Genomic DNA, 19,139 nt, shown 5'->3' on the forward strand with positions numbered 1-19,139 from the left:
CAAATTTTAAACATTAAGCACATTCCTTCTGAAAGTCTTGTAATAATGCCGCATAGTCTTCAATCGCTAAACGTGGGCCAAATTGCGAAACCACCTGACTGGAAATTAAAATCGCCAGTTCAGCCGCAGTTTTAAGACCTAGGTTGGCATTCAAGGCATACAGGAAAGCCCCGGCAAATGCATCACCGGCACCATTCGCATCTACTGCAGTAACTTTGCGGCCAGGAACTTTAAATGTATTGTCGTGATCCGAAATAAGTGCACCCTCGGCTGACAATGTAATGACAACGTGTTGACTGAGTGTTTTTAATTTAACTAGAGCCGCGTCAATATTATCGGTCTCTGTATACATCAGGGCTTCTTGCTGGTTACACAGCAACAGGTCGACACCTTCTGCAATCATTTCATCCAGACCGGCACGCGCATATTGCACCATGGCAGGATCCGATAAAGTTAAAGCAATTTTAACTCCGTTAGCGCGGGCAATTTCACGTGCCTGTTTGACGGCATGGCGTGCTGTTTCAGAAGTCGATAAATAACCTTCGATATATAGCCATTTCGCAGTATTTAGCGCACTAAAATCAATTTGTTGATCCGTGAGTTCAGCAGTAATACCTAGATAAGTATGCATGGTACGTTCAGAATCAGGACTCACCAGAACCATACAAGTTCCCGTTACACCTTCGCTGATCGACTGGATTGTGGTCTGAATGCCCGCATCATTTAAACCTTTCAGATAGATTTGCCCCAGTTCATCATTACCAACACGGCAACCATAAAATGCAGAACCGCCAAGTGCAGAAAATGCCACGGTAGTGTTGGCTGCTGAACCGCCTGAAGCCTGACCTTTATAAACTTGAGTCGCTTGAAGATTTTGATAAAGCGTGGCCTGAGTATCACCATCTGTCAGCTGCATGGTGCCTTTTTGCAAGTGATGTGCAGTTAAAAAGTCGTCAGACACTTTAAATTCTTGGTCAATCAGCGCATTACCAATTGCAAAAAGATCAACATTTGCCATGTTCAAATATCACATTAAAAATGAAAGTGCCAAGTTTACACGATTGCTTGGGATTGCTGTAGTTTGCTGAATCATTTTCAAATATTTTCCAAAAATGCTGTATTTTATTCAGTGACTATCTTTGGTCTAAGATTTGACTTATTTTTATGCACTACGTTGCTGTAGCATTGATTTAAGCATCAAATTTTATTTATAAGGATATATCGCGTTCGACATGATACTTTAAAGTCGTTCTGCGAAGATCATTCTTCACAATCATTTCAAATAGTGTGCGTATATGGATATTAAAATTGTAAAAGTTGAACAACTTCCTGACCAAGTCGAAGCGCTCGCAACGCTGGCGCGCAAAGAAGGCTTAGATGTGTTGGATAAGTTAATTGAAGAATATCGCACCGGTAAAAACTGCTTTGCTCAAGCCAATGAACATTTACTGGTCGCGCATGATGGCAAAAAACTGATTGCCTGTGGTGGCCTAAACCAGCAATGGGGCGATAATGGCATTGAAGAGCGGATTGGTCGTGTGCGCCGTTTTTATGTCCATCCAAAATATCGGCTGCATGGGGTCGGTAAACAGCTTCTGGCTTATCTGGAACAACTGGCACGTCCGCACTATTCCGCTTTATGCTTGCAAACCGATACCCGACTGGCTGCCAGCTTCTATCAAAAACAGAATTATGTATTTGTGGAAAATAATCCAAGTTATAACTACTTCAAATATTTGATTTCGTGATCTTGCGGCTGTTGAGCCAGACTTAGCCAGTAAATTTGATGATTTAATTTTCAAATGATCAAGTTTACTTAATTCGATCAAAATCCTCGGTTTTCAACGTGAATAATTCAGATAACTAAAGCTATAATGTCCTTAGTTATTTTAATTAAAGCATTAGGAGATCGCATGACTGTAGATGTCACTGAAACCATTTCTCAAACTGTACATCCTGCGTTTCAGTTGTTACGTCAACAACATGTTGAAGCTTTAGACATTTTTGTGTCTGAATATAAACATAAAGTGACTGGTGCCACACATTATCACCTGGCGACCAATCACGATGAAAATGTCTTTCTGGTGGCGTTTCGTACCCAGCCGATGGATTCTAAAGGCGAAGCACATATTCTGGAACATACGGCACTTTGTGGTTCAGAAAAGTTCCCGGTGCGTGATCCATTCTTCCTGATGATCCGCCGTTCATTGAACACCTTCATGAATGCTTTTACTGCGGCAGACTGGACGGCTTATCCATTTGCAACGCAAAACAGCAAAGATTTTCAAAACCTGCTTGAAGTGTATATGGACGCGGCATTTGCTGCGAACCTGAATCCACTGGATTTTGCTCAGGAAGGCATTCGCATTGAACTGGAAAATGGCGAGCCAGTCTATAAAGGCGTGGTCTTTAATGAAATGAAAGGGGCGATGAGTTCGCCTTCAGACCAGCTGTATCATACGCTGGCGCATCATTTATATCCGCATACCACGTATCATTATAATTCTGGCGGTGATCCAAAAGATATCCCTGACTTAACTTACCAAGAGTTAGTCGATTTCTATAAGTCACATTATCATCCAAGTAATGCAGTCTTCATGACTTTTGGTAATCAATCTGCATTTGAACTGCAAGAACAGTTTGAAAAACTGGCATTGTCCAAATTTGAGCAAGGTCAGACCTTATATCCAACGCCTGAAACCCGTTTGACTGCACCATTGACTGTGACAGACAGCTATGCGGTCGATGCTGAAGATTTGCAGGACAAAACCTATCATGTGCTGTCATGGTTATTGCCAGAAGCCAGCGATATTAAACTGCGTTTGGGTATGCGTTTAGTCGAAGGGATTTTGCTGGAAGATTCAGCATCACCACTGCGTCATTATCTGGAAACCTGTGATTATGCACAGTCTAGTGGTCCATTTATGGGTGTGGATGATTCTAATTTTGAAATGACCTTCTACTGTGCGGTGCAGGGTTCAAATCCTGAACATGCGGAAGAATTTAAAAATGGCGTGTTTAAAGTTTTAGAAGATGTCGCCTCTAAACCGGTCGATCAGAACATGGTCGATGCAATTTTGCATCAGATTGAATTGCATCAACGTGAAATCAATGGGGATGGCACGCCTTATGGTCTGAGCCTGATTCTGAGCGGTTTGGGCAGTGCGATTCATCACCGTGATCCGGTGGAAGTCTGGGATGTGGATTCCGCGATTGCTGCGGTGAAAGAAGAACTGCAAGATCCAATGTGGTTATCCAACCTGATTCAAGAGCATCTGCTGGATAATCCGCATCGTGTACAACTGACCCTGGTTCCTGATGCGACCAAATCTGCCAAAGAAGCGGCCGATGAAAAAGCCCGTCTGGCTGAAATTGGCAAGAATCTGACCGAAGAGCAGAAAGCAGACATTATTGCCCAGACTGAAGCATTGAATGTGCGTCAGGATACACCGGATGACTTGAACTTATTGCCAAAAGTCGGTCTGGAAGATGTACCTGCGGAATTACAGATTGTTCAGGGCCAGTTACGCGAGATTATCTGTAATCAGGTCGATACGCCGTTGAACCTGTATCATGCCGGTACCAATGGTATTTATTATCAACAGGTTTTAGTGAATATTCCAGATGAAGTGGTGCAGTCGCCATACTTCAACCTGCTTTCGATCCTGATGGGCGAAGTCGGTGCGGGTGAATATGATTATCTGGAATTCCAGCAACTGCAAACTGCGGTAAGTGGCGGTCTGGGTATGGGCGCATCGTTGCGCTCTAAAGTCGATGACAAAAACAAGATCACGGCTTGGCTGACACTGACCACCAAATCGCTGGTGAATCATTTAGATGCCATTCGTCTGTTAAAGATCGGTTTTGAACAGCTGCGTTTTGATGAAAAAGACCGTATTATTGAACTGTTACAACAGCGTAAAACACGTTGGCAGTCACGTGTTTCCGGTTCGGGGCATAGCTATGCGATGCAATCTGCATCTCGTCAGCACAGTGCCTTGGCATTGCGTGATTATCACAATACTGGTTTGGGTGCATTAAACTGGCTGATCGAGCTGGTCTCTAAAATTGAAAAAGATCCGGCTGAATATGATCTGCTGATTGACGAGTTAAAACGAATTCATCGTGTCTTGTTGCAAGCCCCGAAGCAGTTCCTGCTGGTGTGTGAAGAGCCGCAATCTGATAGCTTGATTGAAGAAATCCAGAATGTCTGGGACAAACTGGCGGTTGATCCTGCACCGGTTGCACTGACTCAAATCGAAAAAGTGACGCATGATCAGCATGAAGCCTGGTTAATTCAGGCCAATGTCCAGTTCTGCGCGGCTGCTTATCCGGCGGTCGAAGTGGCGCATCCTGATGCTGCTGCCTTGATGGTGCTGGCGGGTTATTTACGTAATGGCTTCCTGCACAGTGCAATCCGTGAAAAAGGTGGTGCTTATGGCGGTGGTGCCAGCTATGACGGCAATGCCTGTTCATTCCGTTTCTACAGCTACCGTGACCCGCGTCTGGCAGAAACCTTTCAGGACTTTGATGCCAGTATTCAATGGTTACTGAATGCACCACAACAAGCACATCAACTGGAAGAAGCGATTCTGGGACTGATCGCCAGTATGGATAAACCGGGTTCTCCGGCGGGTGAAGCAATTACCGCATGTTATGCCTACCTGCACCAGCGTACACCAGCCTTCCGTAAAAAACTGCGGGAACGTTTATTGCATGTCAGCTTAGATGATCTGAAGCGTGTTGCGCAAACCTATCTGGTGGAGCAGCAAGCGACCAAGGCAGTTGTAGCCCCGGTTGCAAAACGTGAAACCCTAGAACAGCTCGGTTTTAGCATTCAACAAGTTCAATAAATAGAAAAATGAGGATAGAGCATGGCGCTTAATTCGTTTAAGCGCTCAACGCTACAGTTCAGTGTTTTGCTGGGCTGTACAGTTGGGACGCAGGTGAATGCGGAAATCAAGATGGTCGTCAACAGCCCGATGCCGGCAACGGCAGAAGCCTGTGCTGCGCTTGAAAGTAATGCCGAACGTCTGGCTTGTTATGATGCCTTATTTAAAATACCGGCCAATAATAAGCCTGAACTGGTTTCCGAACGCCGTGCCGCGGTAGAGATTGCACCTGAACCGGATAACCTGAAAGCTAAAATTGAGCAGACGGTCTCGAATATCTATGCCTCTGAAGGCTCAAAACTGACGCCGAACCAGTCTTTGCTGGATAGTCGTTGGGAATTGTCGCCAGAAAGTAAACTGGGTACCTGGAATATCCGTTCTTATCAACCGGTATATGTATTGCCAGGGTTCTGGACCAGTGATAAAAATGAGCGTCCTGAAAGTCCGAATGAACTGAATACAGTCACTGAAGCTCAGAACCTAAAATCCATGGAAGGTAAATTTCAGCTGTCTTTAAAAACCAAGGCAGTTGAAAATCTGTGGGGTGATAATGGCGATGTATGGATTGGTTATACCCAGTCATCACGTTGGCAGGTGTATAACTCGGAAGCATCACGTCCGTTCCGTGAAACCAATTATGAACCTGAGGCCAGTCTGGTCTTCCGGACCCATTATGATTTATTTGGTTTGGACTGGCGTATGCTGGGGCTAACCATCAATCATCAGTCGAATGGCCGTTCTGATCCATTATCACGTAGCTGGAACCGGGTGATGCTGAATCTTGGTTTTGAAAAAGACAACTTTGCCTTGATGCTGCGTCCCTGGTATCGCATTGAAGAAAAGCGCGCAGATGATAATAACCCGGATATCAAAAACTATATTGGACGTGGCGATTTAACAGCTTTTTATCGTTATAACGAGCATGATTTTACCTTAATGCTGCGGCATACCTTAAAAGGCGGTGAAGATAATCGCGGTGCCATGCAGTTTGACTGGACCTTCCCCATTAGCGGGCGTCTGCGTGGACAATTCCAGCTGTTTGATGGTTATGGTGAGAGTCTGATTGATTATAACCATCGCGCGACCTATGTCGGCTTGGGTGTTTCTTTGATGAACTGGTTCTAAGTCTTTCATCTGATAATCTAAGAAATAAAAAACCATGCTGCGGCATGGTTTTTTTATAGGCGAATTAACCAATCTGGATTTCTGAAGGAGGGTGTTTTATGCGGCTCTTTTTTGGTGTGGCAATGAAATAAGCAAGTGTAAGTGGCCCTAAACGTCCTGCGAACATCAACAACATCAGGATGATCAAACTGGCTGGCTGTAATTCATCAGTCACACCTCGGGACAAGCCAACGGTACAGGCCGCAGATACGGCTTCAAACAACAGATCGAGAAAATCATGTTCAGGTTCCAGAATTAACAGACTCATAAAGCCCATCATGATCAGCGCTGCAGTAATACACAGGACGGCTAAAGCCTTAAATGTGGTTTTTTCAGGAATAGAATGATTAAACAGCCGGATTTCATCTTCGCGTCTTAAAAAACTGATGACGCTGATCACCACAATAATAAAGGTACCAACTTTAATACCACCCGCCGTACTTAAAGAACCGCCACCAATAAACATGAGAAACATGGTGACCAAGGTCGATGCATCACTCATTTGCTCCATTGGCAGGCTATTAAAACCTGAAGAGCGGGGAACTGTGGCATGGAACCAGGCATTCACCGCCTGATCAGCTACACTCATTAGGCCTAAAGTTTGCGGATTAGCGGCCTCTAGGAGCCAAAGCACAATAAAAGCACTGACGTTCAGACCCAAAATTGTTGAGAGGATGAGCTTGCTATTGGTACTTAACTTGCGCCAGCGTCTATGTTGCTTGACATCCATCAGCACCAGAAAGCCGATACCACCAATGATATACAGCATACTGATGGTAAAGGTGATCAGATACTGCCCTGAAAAGCTCATCAAGCTATTTGGAAAAAGCGAAAATCCACCATTATTGAACGCTGACACACTATAAAAGGCAGCATAAAAGAGTGCTTCACTGAACGGATATTCTCTGAGCCAGGACAAGGTCAGAATCAGCGTACCGATAGCTTCAAAAAACAGGGAATATAAAAATACCGCTTTAATGGTAAAACTGACTTTTTTCAGGCTGGTCTGGCCAATCGATTCCTGTGCCATGACTTGCTGTTTGAGCCCCATCTTGGGTGCCAGACTCATCACTGCCAGAATGGCAAAGGTCATAAAACCCAGTCCACCGCATTGCAGCAGAAACATAATGACAATCTGGCCAAATACCGTATAGGCTTCACCGACATTCACTACGGACAGTCCGGTAATGGTCACCGCAGAAGTAGCCGTGAAAATGGCTTGCAACCAGCTGATATCACCCTGATGGGCAATAGGTAACATCAGTAGCAGTGAACCGATCAGGATTAATCCGAGAAAACCCAAGGCCAATAAACTCGGCGGGCTGAGATTAATGGTTCTATGTTGCTTTAAGTCAGAACTTCTCATAGCGCTTTAAAATATCTGGCGAGATGGCGTAAAGGCTCCAGTAATCCTTCAACCACAAGAATATCGCCTTCCTGCAGAATCAGGTCGGATGCGACCTGGTATTGCACCACTGATCCGCGCTTATGTAATAAGGTGGTGATTTCAGGGGCGTGCTTCATCAGTTGGTTGAGCGGCGTAGCATGATGATCGGCATGAATCTCAATTTTGACAATATAATGATCATCTTCCAGTGCCATATAACGACTGACCATCGGGTAGCTTAAAGACTGAGCCACACGCACGCCCATATCTTCTTCAGGATGAATGATTTTCTCGACATTGAGATGGGTCAGAATCATGTGATGAGATTTGGATTTGGCTTTTACCCAGATTTTCTTGACGCCCATATTTTTCAGGTGCAATACACACAAAATACTGGCTTCAATATCTTCTCCGATCGCCACGACTACGGCATCACAACGCTGCACATTCAGTTCATCCAGCACATGCTCATCGGTTGCATCAGCAATTACAGCATGGGTCAGTTGATCAGAAATATTTTCTACATATTTTTTATTCAGATCGATTCCGATCACTTCATGATTCAGACTGATCAGTTGCGTGGCCACAGTCGCACCAAAACTACCCAGCCCAATCACTGCAAATAATGCCATGAATATTGTCCTAACTATTTTTATTACATCTCAATTTTAGTGTAAGAGAATTTCGTAAAAATTGCGCTGCTATTCAGCAAGCTATGCCGAGATAAATAGTATGATCATGATTTTGAGTTGTACATAAAAAACCGCCTCGAAAGGCGGTCTATATTTTAACAATTACTTCAGGAAGCGCTGATAGCCCAGATTATTGGTAATTTCCTGATATGGATAGGTAATGGTTTCAAGGGTTTCAATCAAGCCATCCGGATTCTGCTGCGCATCGGTCGCCTCCAGACCCACCAGAACACGCCCTTCTGCAGCGCCGTGGTTACGGTAATGGAACAGGGTAATGTTATGCGTTGGGCCAAGACGTTCCAGGAACATTAATAAAGCACCAGGACGTTCTGGAAATTCCACCCGGAACAGGCGTTCATTTTCAATATCGGCATGACCACCAATCAGGTAACGAATATGCAGTTTTGCCACTTCATCATCAGACAGGTCATCGACGTCATACTGGAATTTTAGCGTTTCATAAATTTCCTGACGTTCTTTTTCACCATTTTTTAAGCTGATCCCAACAAATACTTGAGCAGCAGAGACATCACTGGCACGGTAATTAAATTCGGTAATATTGCGACCTTGCAAAGCGCGACAGAAGTTGAGGAATGAACCTTTCTGTTCCGGAATCGTCACGGCAAAAATCGCTTCTTTACGTTCACCGAGTTCGGTACGTTCGGCGATATAACGTAAACGGTCGAAATTCATGTTGGCACCGCATACAATCGACACCATATTTTTGCCTTCGATTTTATGTTCTTCGACATATTTTTTAATGCCGGCCAATGCCATAGCACCTGAGGGTTCGACAATGCTGCGGCATTCGTCATAAGTATCTTTAATGGCTGCACAAATTTCGTCGGTATTGACCAGTACCACATGTGGTTCTACGATCGGGCCAGAATTATCTGACTTTTGCAGACGAATCACTTCAAATGGTTTTTCACCAATTTGTGCAACGGCTGTACCGTCAGCGAATAAACCCACAGAAGGTAAAATGACACGTTCATTGGCCTCTAAAGCTGCTTTTAAGCATGCCGATTCGTCATATTCCACCGGAATGACTTTGACATGCGGGGCAACATCACCCAGGTAGGCTGCCACACCTGCGATCAGGCCACCGCCACCTACCGCTACAAATACATAATCGACATCACGCCATTGACGCAGAATTTCATTGGCAATGGTACCTTGACCCGCCATCACCAGCTCATCATCATAAGGCGGAATAAAAGTCATGCCATCTTCTTGAGCACGTTGAATTGCATATTTGTTGGCAACGTCGAATGAGTCACCATGTAAAACAACTTCACCCCCAAGGCGTTTTACCGCTTGGACTTTAATATCTGGTGTTGTTTTTGGCATTACGATAATGGCGCGAATACCCAATTTTTTACCCGATAATGCCACGCCTTGCGCATGGTTGCCTGCTGAAGCTGTGATGACACCACGTTCCAGTTGAGATTTCGGCAATTGACTAATGCGGTTATAAGCACCACGTAATTTGAATGAAAAAACGGGTTGTAAATCTTCACGTTTAAAGCGGATGTTATTATTGAGTCGTTCGCTAATTCGTGGTGCTGCTTCGAGTGGAGTTTCGATTGCAACATCGTAGACCGTTGCTTGTAATATTTGTCGAACCAAACGAGACAGCATGTTAATTTTCCATCTAACAGTTTAAAATAGGCGCTTATTGTAACAAACCATACGGCTTTGCGGTTCGAAAATACTGCAAAAGTCCAAAATAGTTGAGTGAAGCCATGAGTCTATATGCAACCCAAGATGAGAAAAAACAAGCAGCGGCCCGTGCTGCTCTGAAACACTTACCAAAAGGCGGCATTTTAGGCGTAGGTACCGGAAGTACGGTTAACTTTTTAATCGATTTATTGCCAGAACTTCAGTTAGAAGCGGCTGTGGCAAGTTCTGAAGCAACGGCGCAACGTCTTAAGAAGTTAGGCATTGAAGTGGTCGATATGAACTCTGTCGGCGGACTAGATGCTTATGTCGACGGCGCAGATGAAATTGATCGTCATTTGCATATGATCAAAGGTGGTGGTGCAGCACTGACACGTGAAAAAATTGTGGCATCGATTGCGAAAAAATTTGTGTGTATCGTGGATGATTCAAAATGGGTCGGACAATTGGGACACGATTTCCCACTGCCAGTTGAAGTAATTCCTATGGCACGTTCTGCGGTTGCACGTAAAATTGTCTCTTTGGGCGGTGATCCTGCATATCGTGAAGGTGTCGTGACTGACAATGGTAATGTGATTTTAGATGTGCATAATCTGAATATCTTAAATGCACTTGAGCTTGAAAAAACGCTCAACAACATTCCTGGCGTGGTCTGTAACGGAATTTTTGCGATTAATAAAGCGGACATCGCAATTGTGGCAACCAATGACGGTATTGAAGAACGTACTGCGGTTTAATCTTTTAATTTTATAAATTAAATTCCCCTAAATCTCCCTGAGCGAAGTTTTAAAGCACTGCTTTAAAACAAGTGCAAGAAGGGAGACTTTTAAAAGCCCCTCTTTGAAAAAGGAGGGTTAGGGAGGATTAAAAATAAAATCAATAAAATATGACCCCAAACCTCCCTGAAATCCAAATTACTCGAAAATTACGCGCAACACGCTTGAGACTGCGTGTAGAGCCGACGCAAATTAAATTAACTGTGCCGCAGTTTTGCACACAGCGCCAAGTTCAAGAATTTTTAAAACAATCAGAACAATGGCTGATTAAAACCTGGCAATCGCAGCAGGAAAAATTCCAAAAAATAGACCGAACGCTACCAACTGAGCTGCAGCTGTTTAATTTAAACGTACCAGTTCAGATTCATTATCAAAGCCAGAAACATAACTTTGTTTTCGATTCTGAGAAGTTACAGCTCTGTGTCAGTGATCGACATCCTGAAGAATATTTAAAAGCCTTTGTCATCAGCTATGCCAAAGAACAGCTTCCCCTATATTTAAATCTTGTCTCACAGCAATGCAATCTGCCTTTTAAAAAGTGCAATATTCGCCAACCCAAAACCCGCTGGGGCAGTTGTTCTGCTCAGCATGACATTATGCTGAATAGTGCTTTGGTGCTATTTCCCGAAGAAATTACCCGTTATGTCGCGGTACATGAACTGGCACATACCCAATATTTTGATCATAGTTCACTTTTTTGGGCGGAAGTTCAGAAACATGATGCAAATTTTCAACAGCATCGGAAAATGCTAAAAAATACGCCGTTGCCATATTGGTGGGAAGCTTAAAATTGAACTGAATAGAGAATGAGAGGGAAATAAAGGCTTAAAATAGCCTAAGCAATATAGATATTACTTTTCCATCTCTCTTTAATTTTGAAATTGTGTTCAGTACTTATAAAAAACCAGTAATCCCCGCTGAAACAGTTTAGAAAACCTCAACTTCCTGTCATACTACGCAGTTACGAAATGGAAACTTTGATTTGAGGTAGTGATCGTGATTACTGTTGGTATTGTCGGTGGTACAGGTTATACAGGCGTTGAATTGTTGCGTCTTTTGCTACGACACCCAAATGTACAGGTGAATGTACTAACATCACGTACCGAAAATGGTCGCCGTGTAGATGATATGTTCCCAAGTTTACGCGGACATACCGATCTTCAATATTCAGATTTAAATATCGATGAACTTAAAAAATGCGATGTCGTGTTCTTTGCAACGCCGCATGGTGTCGCAATGAAACATGCTGAAGCGCTTGTGGCTGCAAAGACCAAAGTCATTGACCTGGCTGCAGATTTCCGTTTACAAGATCTGCAACAGTTTGAAAAATGGTATGGCATGCAACATGCTTGCCCAGAACTGTTGAAAGACTCTATTTACGGTTTATCTGAATTGAATCGTGAACAAATTAAACAGGCCAATGTAGTTGGAAACCCGGGTTGTTATCCAACCACGGTTCAGTTGGGGCTGGCGCCAGTATTAACATCAAGTGACGCATTAGTGAAACCTGAAAGCATTATTATTGATGCGAAATCAGGTGTGTCGGGTGCAGGTCGTAAAGCAAGCTTGGGCGGCATCTATACTGAAAATGCCGATAACTTTAAAGCCTATGGCGTAGCAGGTCACCGCCATCATCCTGAAATTGTCGAAGCTCTGGAAAATATCTCAGGTCAAAAAGATGTGTTTGATCACATTTTATTTGTTCCGCATTTGGTGCCAATGATCCGTGGTATGTTGTCGACCATCTACATCGATCTCACTGAAGCAGGACAAGCAGCAGATTTACAGGCATTGTATGAACAGTTCTATGCCAATGAAACTTTTGTCGATGTCATGCCAGCAGGCAGCTCACCAGAAACCCGTTCAGTGCGTGGTGCCAATCAGTTGCGTATAGCCTTGTACAAGCCGCAACCGACCAAGCTGGTAGTCCTGGTTGTACAGGATAACTTGGTGAAAGGTGCAGCAGGTCAGGCCGTACAAAACATGAACCTGATGTTCGGATTTGCCGAAGATGCTGGCTTAAATAATATTGGTTTATTACCATAAGAAACGTATTAGAACTTCACACACATTTAGATTTGGATTTAAATGTGTGTCTTGAATAAAGCAAACAAGAGATCAAAATGCCGAATAACGAGTCAAATACGACCATTCCTCAGGAACCAGCTGCAAAAAAATCTTTGATGAAAGGCAATACGCCCTTGGTCATTGGTGCGGCTGTATTGATCTTGAGCAGTGGTGTGCTCGGATATACCGTAGGACACCGTCAGGGTTTGACTGCGGCGGGTTATGATGCAGATGCAGAGCAACTGGTCGATGTGGTACAGACACAAAAAGCCAGTCTGGAAACATTAAATAAGAATCTGAATACTGCGGTTCAGGAGCGTGATCTGGCGGTGAGTAATGCCAATGATCTCTATCTGGCCATGACCAAGGCGCGTGATGAACAGGTGCAGGCTGAAAGTGTCGGAACCATTTATCGCGAGGTCTTACGTCAGCGTGGCGGTTTGGCTTTGGCCGTGCAAAACCTGTCGATTAAGCCTTTGCCTGAAAATGCCTTTGAATATCAGATTGATCTGGTTCAAGTTAGTCCGGGCAAAAGTCGTGCCTCCGGGAGTATTGAATTACGCTTGATTAAAGGGACTGAAATTCTGGTGGTGCCACTGGAAGACAAAAACTTTAATTTTGAAAATTATGAGCGTTTAACAGGTCGCTGGAGCATGCCAAAAGGCTTTAAGCCAGAATTTATTGAGATACGTCTCAGCGGTGCCAAACCGGTGATCCGTCGTTTTAGCTGGGAACAGGGCAAAGCAGTTGAAAATCAGTCTGCCGCCTTGTCAGAAATTCCGAAAACCGAAGCAAATGCAAATTAAGTGTGAAATATAAATCTTATGCCAAGCAATAAACGTCAAATGTGTTTAAGTGATATCAAAAATTCTTTTTATGAATCTGGAATTGTTGATTGGCATATCAGCCCGCGTTTAGCAAATGAACCTCTGGAAGGTGATGATTCTGACCTTGCTGTGCAGACTGCACCGCCAGAACTGAAACGTCCGCCCTTATATGCTGTCGTTTTAATGAACGACGACTATACCCCGATGGAATTTGTAATTGAAATTTTACAACAATACTTTGCAATGAATCTTGACCAAGCTACACAAGTAATGCTAACTGTACATTATGAAGGAAAGGGTGTAGCTGGGGTCTATCCTCGAGACATTGCGGAAACCAAAGCGAACCAAGTCAATAATTATGCTCGATCACAAGGTCATCCATTACTTTGCCAAATAGAGCCTAAAGATTAAGGGGGTTACATGCTCAGTCGTCAATTAGAAGTATCACTACGTTTGGCTGTCAGCATGGCTCGTCAAAAGAGACATGAGTTCCTGACCGTAGAACATTTATTATTAGCCTTGCTTGACAATGACTCTGCCGTAAATGCGCTTAAAGCATGTGGCGCAGACATTATCGTGTTGCGCAAGGAATTAGAAGAATACGTAGAACAGCATACCCCTAAGCTTGGTGAAAATAGTGATCAGGCACCACACCCAACAGAAAGTTTTGACCGGATCTTGCAGCGCGCGATTTTTCACGTGCAATCTAGCGGTGGTGATCGGACTGTAGAAGGTGCTGATATTCTGGTTGCGATGTATTCTGAGCGTGACTCATTTGCCGTCTATCTATTGAAACGTCATCAAATTAATCGCCTTACGCTAACTCAGTACCTGTCTCATGGTACGCGTAAAGAAGAAGTACAGGGTGAAGAAGAAATTGAAGACCTCGATGGTGAGTCTGCATCTTCAGCCAGTTCAGGTCCGCTTGAACTGTATACGACGAATCTCAATATCGAAGCGCAAAAGGGCAAGACCGATCCACTGATTGGTCGTGAAAAAGAAATTGAACGTGCCGCTCAAATTCTGTGCCGCCGCCGTAAAAATAACCCACTTCTTGTCGGTGATCCGGGGGTCGGTAAAACCTCGATTGCAGAAGGTTTGGCATGGTTGATCGTTAATGGTAAAGCGCCAAAACCACTCGAAAATGCTGAAATTTTCAGTCTGGATATTGGAGCATTGGTTGCCGGAACAAAATACCGTGGTGACTTTGAAAAACGCTTGAAACAGCTTTTAAATGCGCTGAAAAAGAAACCTGAAGCTGTGCTGTTTATTGATGAAATTCACATGATTATTGGTGCAGGCTCCAGTATGGGCAGCACCATGGATGCATCGAATCTGATCAAGCCTGCATTGGCCAATGGCACTTTACGTTGCATTGGTTCAACCACTTTTCAGGAATACCGTCAGGTCTTTGAAAAAGATCATGCTTTGTCACGCCGTTTCCAGAAAATCGATGTGAATGAGCCATCTATTTCTGAAACCATTGATATCCTACGTGGCTTGAAATCGAAGTTTGAAGATTTCCATCATGTGCAATATGACGATCAGGCATTGGTATCTGCGGTTGAACTTTCTGCGAAGTTCATCAATGACCGTTTCTTGCCAGATAAAGCCATTGACGTGATTGATGAAGCAGGTGCGCAGCGCCGTTTAAAAGCTGAACAAGATGACAGTTTGATCACGGTAGAAAACATCGAAGATATCGTGTCGAAAATTGCGCGTATACCACCAAAAACGGTCTCTAAAGATGACAAGAGCGTACTGGAAAATCTTGAGCGCGATCTGAAACGGGTGGTCTTTGGTCAGGATGAAGCGATCGAAGCTTTAGCGTCTGCCATTAAACTGTCTCGTGCCGGTTTGAAATCTCCAGATAAACCTGTGGGCAGCTTTGTTTTTGCTGGCCCAACCGGTGTCGGTAAAACCGAAGTGACCAAGCAGCTGGCTAAACAGATGGGCGTAGAGCTGGTTCGCTTTGATATGTCCGAGTACATGGAACGCCACGCAGTGTCGCGTTTAATCGGTGCACCTCCGGGCTATGTCGGTTTTGATCAGGGTGGTTTGTTGACTGATGCGATCCATAAAAATCCACATTGTGTGCTATTGCTTGATGAGATCGAAAAAGCGCATCCAGATGTCTTTAACCTGTTATTGCAGATTATGGATCATGGTTCCTTGACCGACAATAACGGACGTAAATCGGATTTCCGTAACGTGGTCTTGGTACTCACCACCAATATTGGTGCTGAAAGTATTTCACGTATTAGCATTGGCTTTATGGAACAGGACAATAGCAACGATAACCAGGAAGCGATGAAGAAAGCCTTCTCTCCGGAATTCCGTAACCGTCTTGACGGCGTGATTCAGTTCAAGGCATTGCCAAGCAGCATCATTGAAAATGTCGTGGATAAATTCCTGACCGAACTTCAAGCGCAACTGGATGACAAGAAAGTCATGCTGGAAGTGGATCAGAGTGCGCGTGAATGGATGTCAGAGCAGGGCTATGACCGTTTAATGGGTGCACGCCCAATGCAGCGTCTGATTCAGGAACACCTGAAAAAACCATTGGCAGAAATGATCCTGTTTGGTGAACTGGCTGAAAATGGCGGTAATGTTGCAGTGTCGGTGAAGAAAGAAAATGGTAAAGCTGTTGGCTTAAAACTTGAAGTCTTTGAAGACCAGACTGCTGAACCTGCTTAATCAATATGAAAAAATAAAACCCGTGCAAGCACGGGTTTTTTCATGCACTCATATTTTAAATCATCAAATTCATTCATACAGTTCAAAAGATAAATCATGGATATTCAAATTACCAAGCTGCTCACCACTTTTTGCCTGTTTCTGGTCACGGCATTGATGGAAATTTTAGGCTGTTATTTTCCCTACCTGATTTTAAATCAGGGGAGAAGTCACTGGTTGTGGATTCCGACAGCTCTGGCTTTGGCGGCTTTCGTCTGGCTACTCACCTTGCATCCGGCTGCTTCTGGACGGATTTATGCCGCTTATGGTGGCATCTATATTTTTTCGGCGCTAATGTGGTTGCGCTTCGTTGATCAAGTCACACTGTCACGTTGGGATTTGCTTGGCGGGATGGTGGTAATACTGGGGGCACTGATTATAATTCTACAGCCGCAAGGTTTGGTGCGTTAGCAGGATATAACAGCAAACCTCATCAAAAAGAGGTAGCTATAGCGACCTCTTTGTTTTCTTGATGTTTTAATCCTGAATAAACGCCAATATCTTATTTCTTTAGACTATTTCAATTTGCAATCTTTCTGGGAAATATCAGTTTTATAGGTTTGTGTTTGCGAGCTCAGGCTGAGCTCGACCTTGTATGGGTTTTCAATCTGATAGCGATGCTCAAAGAAAATCTCGCAATTATTGAGCAGATTATTACGGATCATTTTCATCACTTCTTTGCGGCCCAGATCTTTTTCAAATTGGCTAAAATCCGGTGTGGTGATTAAACCTTTCAATGTGGTCTTATTGGCACTTAACTGTAATTGTTCAATAATTGTATTCTGATCGATCTGTAAAGGTAAAGTTCTGGAATCTTCTGCACTGAGTACCGCGAGTAATTCATTCAGTTCAGCTTTTTTCTGAATTTTAAATTTGCTGTCAATAATATTTTTTTCCTGAAGATATTGGTCAAATTCAGAAGCATGAACAGAGAAGGTGGCACTGCTAAAACCTGCCAATAGTGCCAAGGCCCAATATTTATTTTGCATTGTATAACATCACTTTTTATTCCATTTCAATCATGATTATAAGAGCTGAGACAAAAAAAGCACCAGAGATTGGTGCTTAATTTGTGAAGATTCAGCTTTTAATTTAGTCTTTTTTCAGATTTTCATTAATCAGGAATTCAACCAGAGCTTTTTGCGCGTGCAAGCGATTTTCAGCTTCATCCCAAACCACGGCATTTTTATGGTCAAGCAAGTTTTCTGAAATTTCTTCGCCGCGGTGCGCAGGTAAGCAGTGCATAAACAAACAATCCGGATGCGCAAGATCCATCAGGCGTTCATTCACTTGATAGTCTGCAAATGCTTTCTCACGGATTTTTTGTTCTTCTTCTTGGCCCATGCTTGCCCAAACGTCAGTCACAATCAGGTCAGCATTCACGGCTGCATCTTCAGCGGTATCGACCAGTTCAACACAATGCGCAAATTCAGACAGGAATTTTTCTTGTGGTTCATAACCTTTTGGCGCTGCAATTTTCAGATTAAAGCCCCACATGTGTGCTGCTTCAATATATGAATTACACATGTTGTTGCCATCACCGATCCAGGCAACAGTTTTACCTTCGATTGAGCCGCGTTGCTCTACATAGGTCTGCATGTCAGCAAGTAACTGGCAAGGATGGTGATCATCTGTTAAAGCATTAATCACAGGAACTTTTGAATAAGATGCAAAACGTTCCACGATATCATGACCGAAAGTACGGATCATCACGATATCTAGCATGCTTGAAATCACGCGTGCAGAATCTTCAATCGGTTCACCGCGGCCTAACTGGGTATCGCGAGAAGACAGGAAAATTGCGCTACCACCAAATTGGCTCATGCCAGCTTCAAACGAAACACGCGTACGGGTACTCGATTTCTCAAAAATCATGCCCATCACTTTACCAACAAATGGTTGGAACACTTCATTGTTATGCTGTTTGCGCTTAAGCTCAATTGCGCGTTGCAAAATCTGGTTAAGTTCTAAAGTTGATAAATCGCGTAAGGTGAGAAAGTGACGGAGAGCCATTCGTTACTCCACAATAATTGCCGAAAAACTCGATCAACAATCAGTTGTTGGTTAGTTTAAGAAAAAATACGGAATCGGCTAATATACTATAAGCAATGAAAAATGCAAAAAAACTAGACTTTTTGATGACCGTCTAAAAAGCGATCCACACAATAACTGATGTATTTGTCGATTTCCTGATCATCTTCTTGTATGGAAATTCCCATCAGGATGCGCCATTCCAGATTACGCAAAATACCAAAATATAGCTGAGCCGAATATTGCGGATTTTCACAATGCAATAAGCCTTGTGCATCTGCCTGTTCTAATGCAGTGGCAATCGCACTCTGGACATGTACAGGACCGTGTTCATGAATATGCTGAGCCAGTTCTGGATTACGCTGACTCTGTTCCAGAACCAGACGCATGAAGGCCGAGTTTTCAGGTTGCATGATCTGATGATAAAAATTCAGCAAGGTGTGAACCAGATAACTACGAAAATCCAGTGCCATCAGTTCGATCGGAATGCTGATATCTTCAAAAAACTTGATACGACGATAATCACAGATGGCTTTAAACAAGCCTTCTTTATTGCCAAAGTACTTATAAATGGAGGCTTTGGAGCCACCTGCATGCTGAACAATATCATCGAGAGACACAGCATCATAACCCCGTTCCAGAAACAGCTCGGTTGCACTGTTCAGCAGCGCAATACAGCGCTCATGACCACGTTTGGTCTGCGGCAGGTCTTTGGCGAGCGGTTCTAGGACGAGGTCTTGCATAGGAGATAATACATCAACATGTCAATAAAGATTGAAATGCCATCATAGCAAATATATGTACATATTTCATAATTGCACCGCATAAGCGCAGTATTTGCCGGATTAGGTAAAGTAAAACTTAAAAATTTGACTAAAGTTTTAGAG

The 19,139-nt window shown here is 43.5% G+C and carries 17 protein-coding genes; 10 read left to right on the forward strand and 7 right to left on the reverse strand.

Features of this window, described 5'->3' with window-relative positions:
• Positions 1-13: 13 nt before the first annotated feature.
• The gene (locus FTU90_RS10060; protein WP_159138148.1) at positions 14-1,018 is read right to left on the reverse strand and encodes an adenosine kinase; all 1,005 of its coding nucleotides are present in this window, start codon (positions 1,016-1,018) and stop codon (positions 14-16) included.
• A 277-nt stretch (positions 1,019-1,295) separates the two neighbouring features.
• On the opposite strand from FTU90_RS10060, the gene FTU90_RS10065 reads away from it, so the two are divergent.
• The 3 genes from FTU90_RS10065 (at position 1,296) to FTU90_RS10075 (ending at position 6,017) form a co-directional block, all read left to right on the forward strand.
• A complete protein-coding gene (locus FTU90_RS10065; RefSeq protein ID WP_180072531.1) occupies positions 1,296-1,748 on the forward strand; it encodes a GNAT family N-acetyltransferase in 453 nt (150 codons plus the stop codon).
• A gap of 165 nt (positions 1,749-1,913) precedes the next feature.
• Positions 1,914-4,853: an insulinase family protein gene (locus FTU90_RS10070; protein WP_180072533.1), complete on the forward strand. Its 2,940-nt coding sequence runs from the start codon at positions 1,914-1,916 to the stop codon at positions 4,851-4,853.
• A gap of 21 nt (positions 4,854-4,874) precedes the next feature.
• Complete coding sequence (locus tag FTU90_RS10075) at positions 4,875-6,017, forward strand: phospholipase A (RefSeq protein WP_180072535.1); 1,143 nt, start codon at positions 4,875-4,877, stop codon at positions 6,015-6,017.
• 64 nt (positions 6,018-6,081) lie between these two features.
• Here FTU90_RS10075 and FTU90_RS10080 read toward each other — a convergent pair whose 3' ends face one another.
• From FTU90_RS10080 to ilvA, 3 genes are all read right to left on the reverse strand, one after another.
• Complete coding sequence (locus FTU90_RS10080) at positions 6,082-7,422, reverse strand: TrkH family potassium uptake protein (RefSeq protein WP_159138145.1); 1,341 nt, start codon at positions 7,420-7,422, stop codon at positions 6,082-6,084.
• Positions 7,419-8,075, reverse strand: coding sequence for a TrkA family potassium uptake protein (locus FTU90_RS10085; protein ID WP_005171105.1), 657 nt, complete (start codon positions 8,073-8,075; stop codon positions 7,419-7,421). Before FTU90_RS10085 ends, FTU90_RS10080 begins: the two co-directional genes overlap by 4 nt.
• A 162-nt stretch (positions 8,076-8,237) precedes the next feature.
• Positions 8,238-9,776 (reverse strand): threonine ammonia-lyase, biosynthetic, encoded by a 1,539-nt coding sequence (ilvA, locus tag FTU90_RS10090; protein ID WP_005171103.1) that lies wholly within the window; start codon positions 9,774-9,776, stop codon positions 8,238-8,240.
• A 104-nt stretch (positions 9,777-9,880) separates the two neighbouring features.
• On the opposite strand from ilvA, the gene rpiA reads away from it, so the two are divergent.
• The 7 genes from rpiA to FTU90_RS10125 all read left to right on the forward strand — a co-directional run bounded on the left by rpiA (position 9,881) and on the right by FTU90_RS10125 (position 16,632).
• Entirely contained in the window at positions 9,881-10,552 is a 672-nt protein-coding gene (rpiA, locus tag FTU90_RS10095) for a ribose-5-phosphate isomerase RpiA (RefSeq protein ID WP_005096791.1), read from the forward strand.
• Between the two features lie 149 nt (positions 10,553-10,701).
• Complete coding sequence (locus tag FTU90_RS10100) at positions 10,702-11,379, forward strand: M48 family metallopeptidase (protein ID WP_074382831.1); 678 nt, start codon at positions 10,702-10,704, stop codon at positions 11,377-11,379.
• A gap of 202 nt (positions 11,380-11,581) precedes the next feature.
• The gene (gene argC, locus FTU90_RS10105; RefSeq protein WP_171304333.1) at positions 11,582-12,637 is read left to right on the forward strand and encodes an N-acetyl-gamma-glutamyl-phosphate reductase; all 1,056 of its coding nucleotides are present in this window, start codon (positions 11,582-11,584) and stop codon (positions 12,635-12,637) included.
• 77 nt (positions 12,638-12,714) lie between these two features.
• Positions 12,715-13,464: a DUF6776 family protein gene (locus tag FTU90_RS10110; protein ID WP_074382830.1), complete on the forward strand. Its 750-nt coding sequence runs from the start codon at positions 12,715-12,717 to the stop codon at positions 13,462-13,464.
• Positions 13,465-13,482: 18 nt separating this feature from the next.
• Positions 13,483-13,896: an ATP-dependent Clp protease adapter ClpS gene (gene clpS / locus FTU90_RS10115; RefSeq protein ID WP_005171093.1), complete on the forward strand. Its 414-nt coding sequence runs from the start codon at positions 13,483-13,485 to the stop codon at positions 13,894-13,896.
• A 9-nt stretch (positions 13,897-13,905) separates the two neighbouring features.
• The gene (gene clpA, locus FTU90_RS10120) at positions 13,906-16,182 is read left to right on the forward strand and encodes an ATP-dependent Clp protease ATP-binding subunit ClpA (RefSeq protein ID WP_005171089.1); all 2,277 of its coding nucleotides are present in this window, start codon (positions 13,906-13,908) and stop codon (positions 16,180-16,182) included.
• Between the two features lie 96 nt (positions 16,183-16,278).
• Complete coding sequence (locus FTU90_RS10125) at positions 16,279-16,632, forward strand: YnfA family protein (protein ID WP_005096798.1); 354 nt, start codon at positions 16,279-16,281, stop codon at positions 16,630-16,632.
• Positions 16,633-16,736: 104 nt separating this feature from the next.
• Here the strand turns inward: FTU90_RS10125 and FTU90_RS10130 are convergent, their stop codons facing one another.
• The 3 genes from FTU90_RS10130 to FTU90_RS10140 form a co-directional block, all read right to left on the reverse strand.
• Positions 16,737-17,210: a hypothetical protein gene (locus FTU90_RS10130; RefSeq protein WP_005171087.1), complete on the reverse strand. Its 474-nt coding sequence runs from the start codon at positions 17,208-17,210 to the stop codon at positions 16,737-16,739.
• Between the two features lie 103 nt (positions 17,211-17,313).
• Positions 17,314-18,234: an ornithine carbamoyltransferase gene (gene argF, locus FTU90_RS10135; protein ID WP_005171086.1), complete on the reverse strand. Its 921-nt coding sequence runs from the start codon at positions 18,232-18,234 to the stop codon at positions 17,314-17,316.
• 113 nt (positions 18,235-18,347) lie between these two features.
• The gene (locus tag FTU90_RS10140; protein ID WP_005171084.1) at positions 18,348-18,995 is read right to left on the reverse strand and encodes a TetR/AcrR family transcriptional regulator; all 648 of its coding nucleotides are present in this window, start codon (positions 18,993-18,995) and stop codon (positions 18,348-18,350) included.
• Between the last annotated feature and the right edge of the window lie 144 nt (positions 18,996-19,139).

Origin of the sequence: Acinetobacter sp. YH12200, assembly GCF_013418175.1 — a bacterium.
Classification (GTDB): domain Bacteria; phylum Pseudomonadota; class Gammaproteobacteria; order Pseudomonadales; family Moraxellaceae; genus Acinetobacter; species Acinetobacter pseudolwoffii.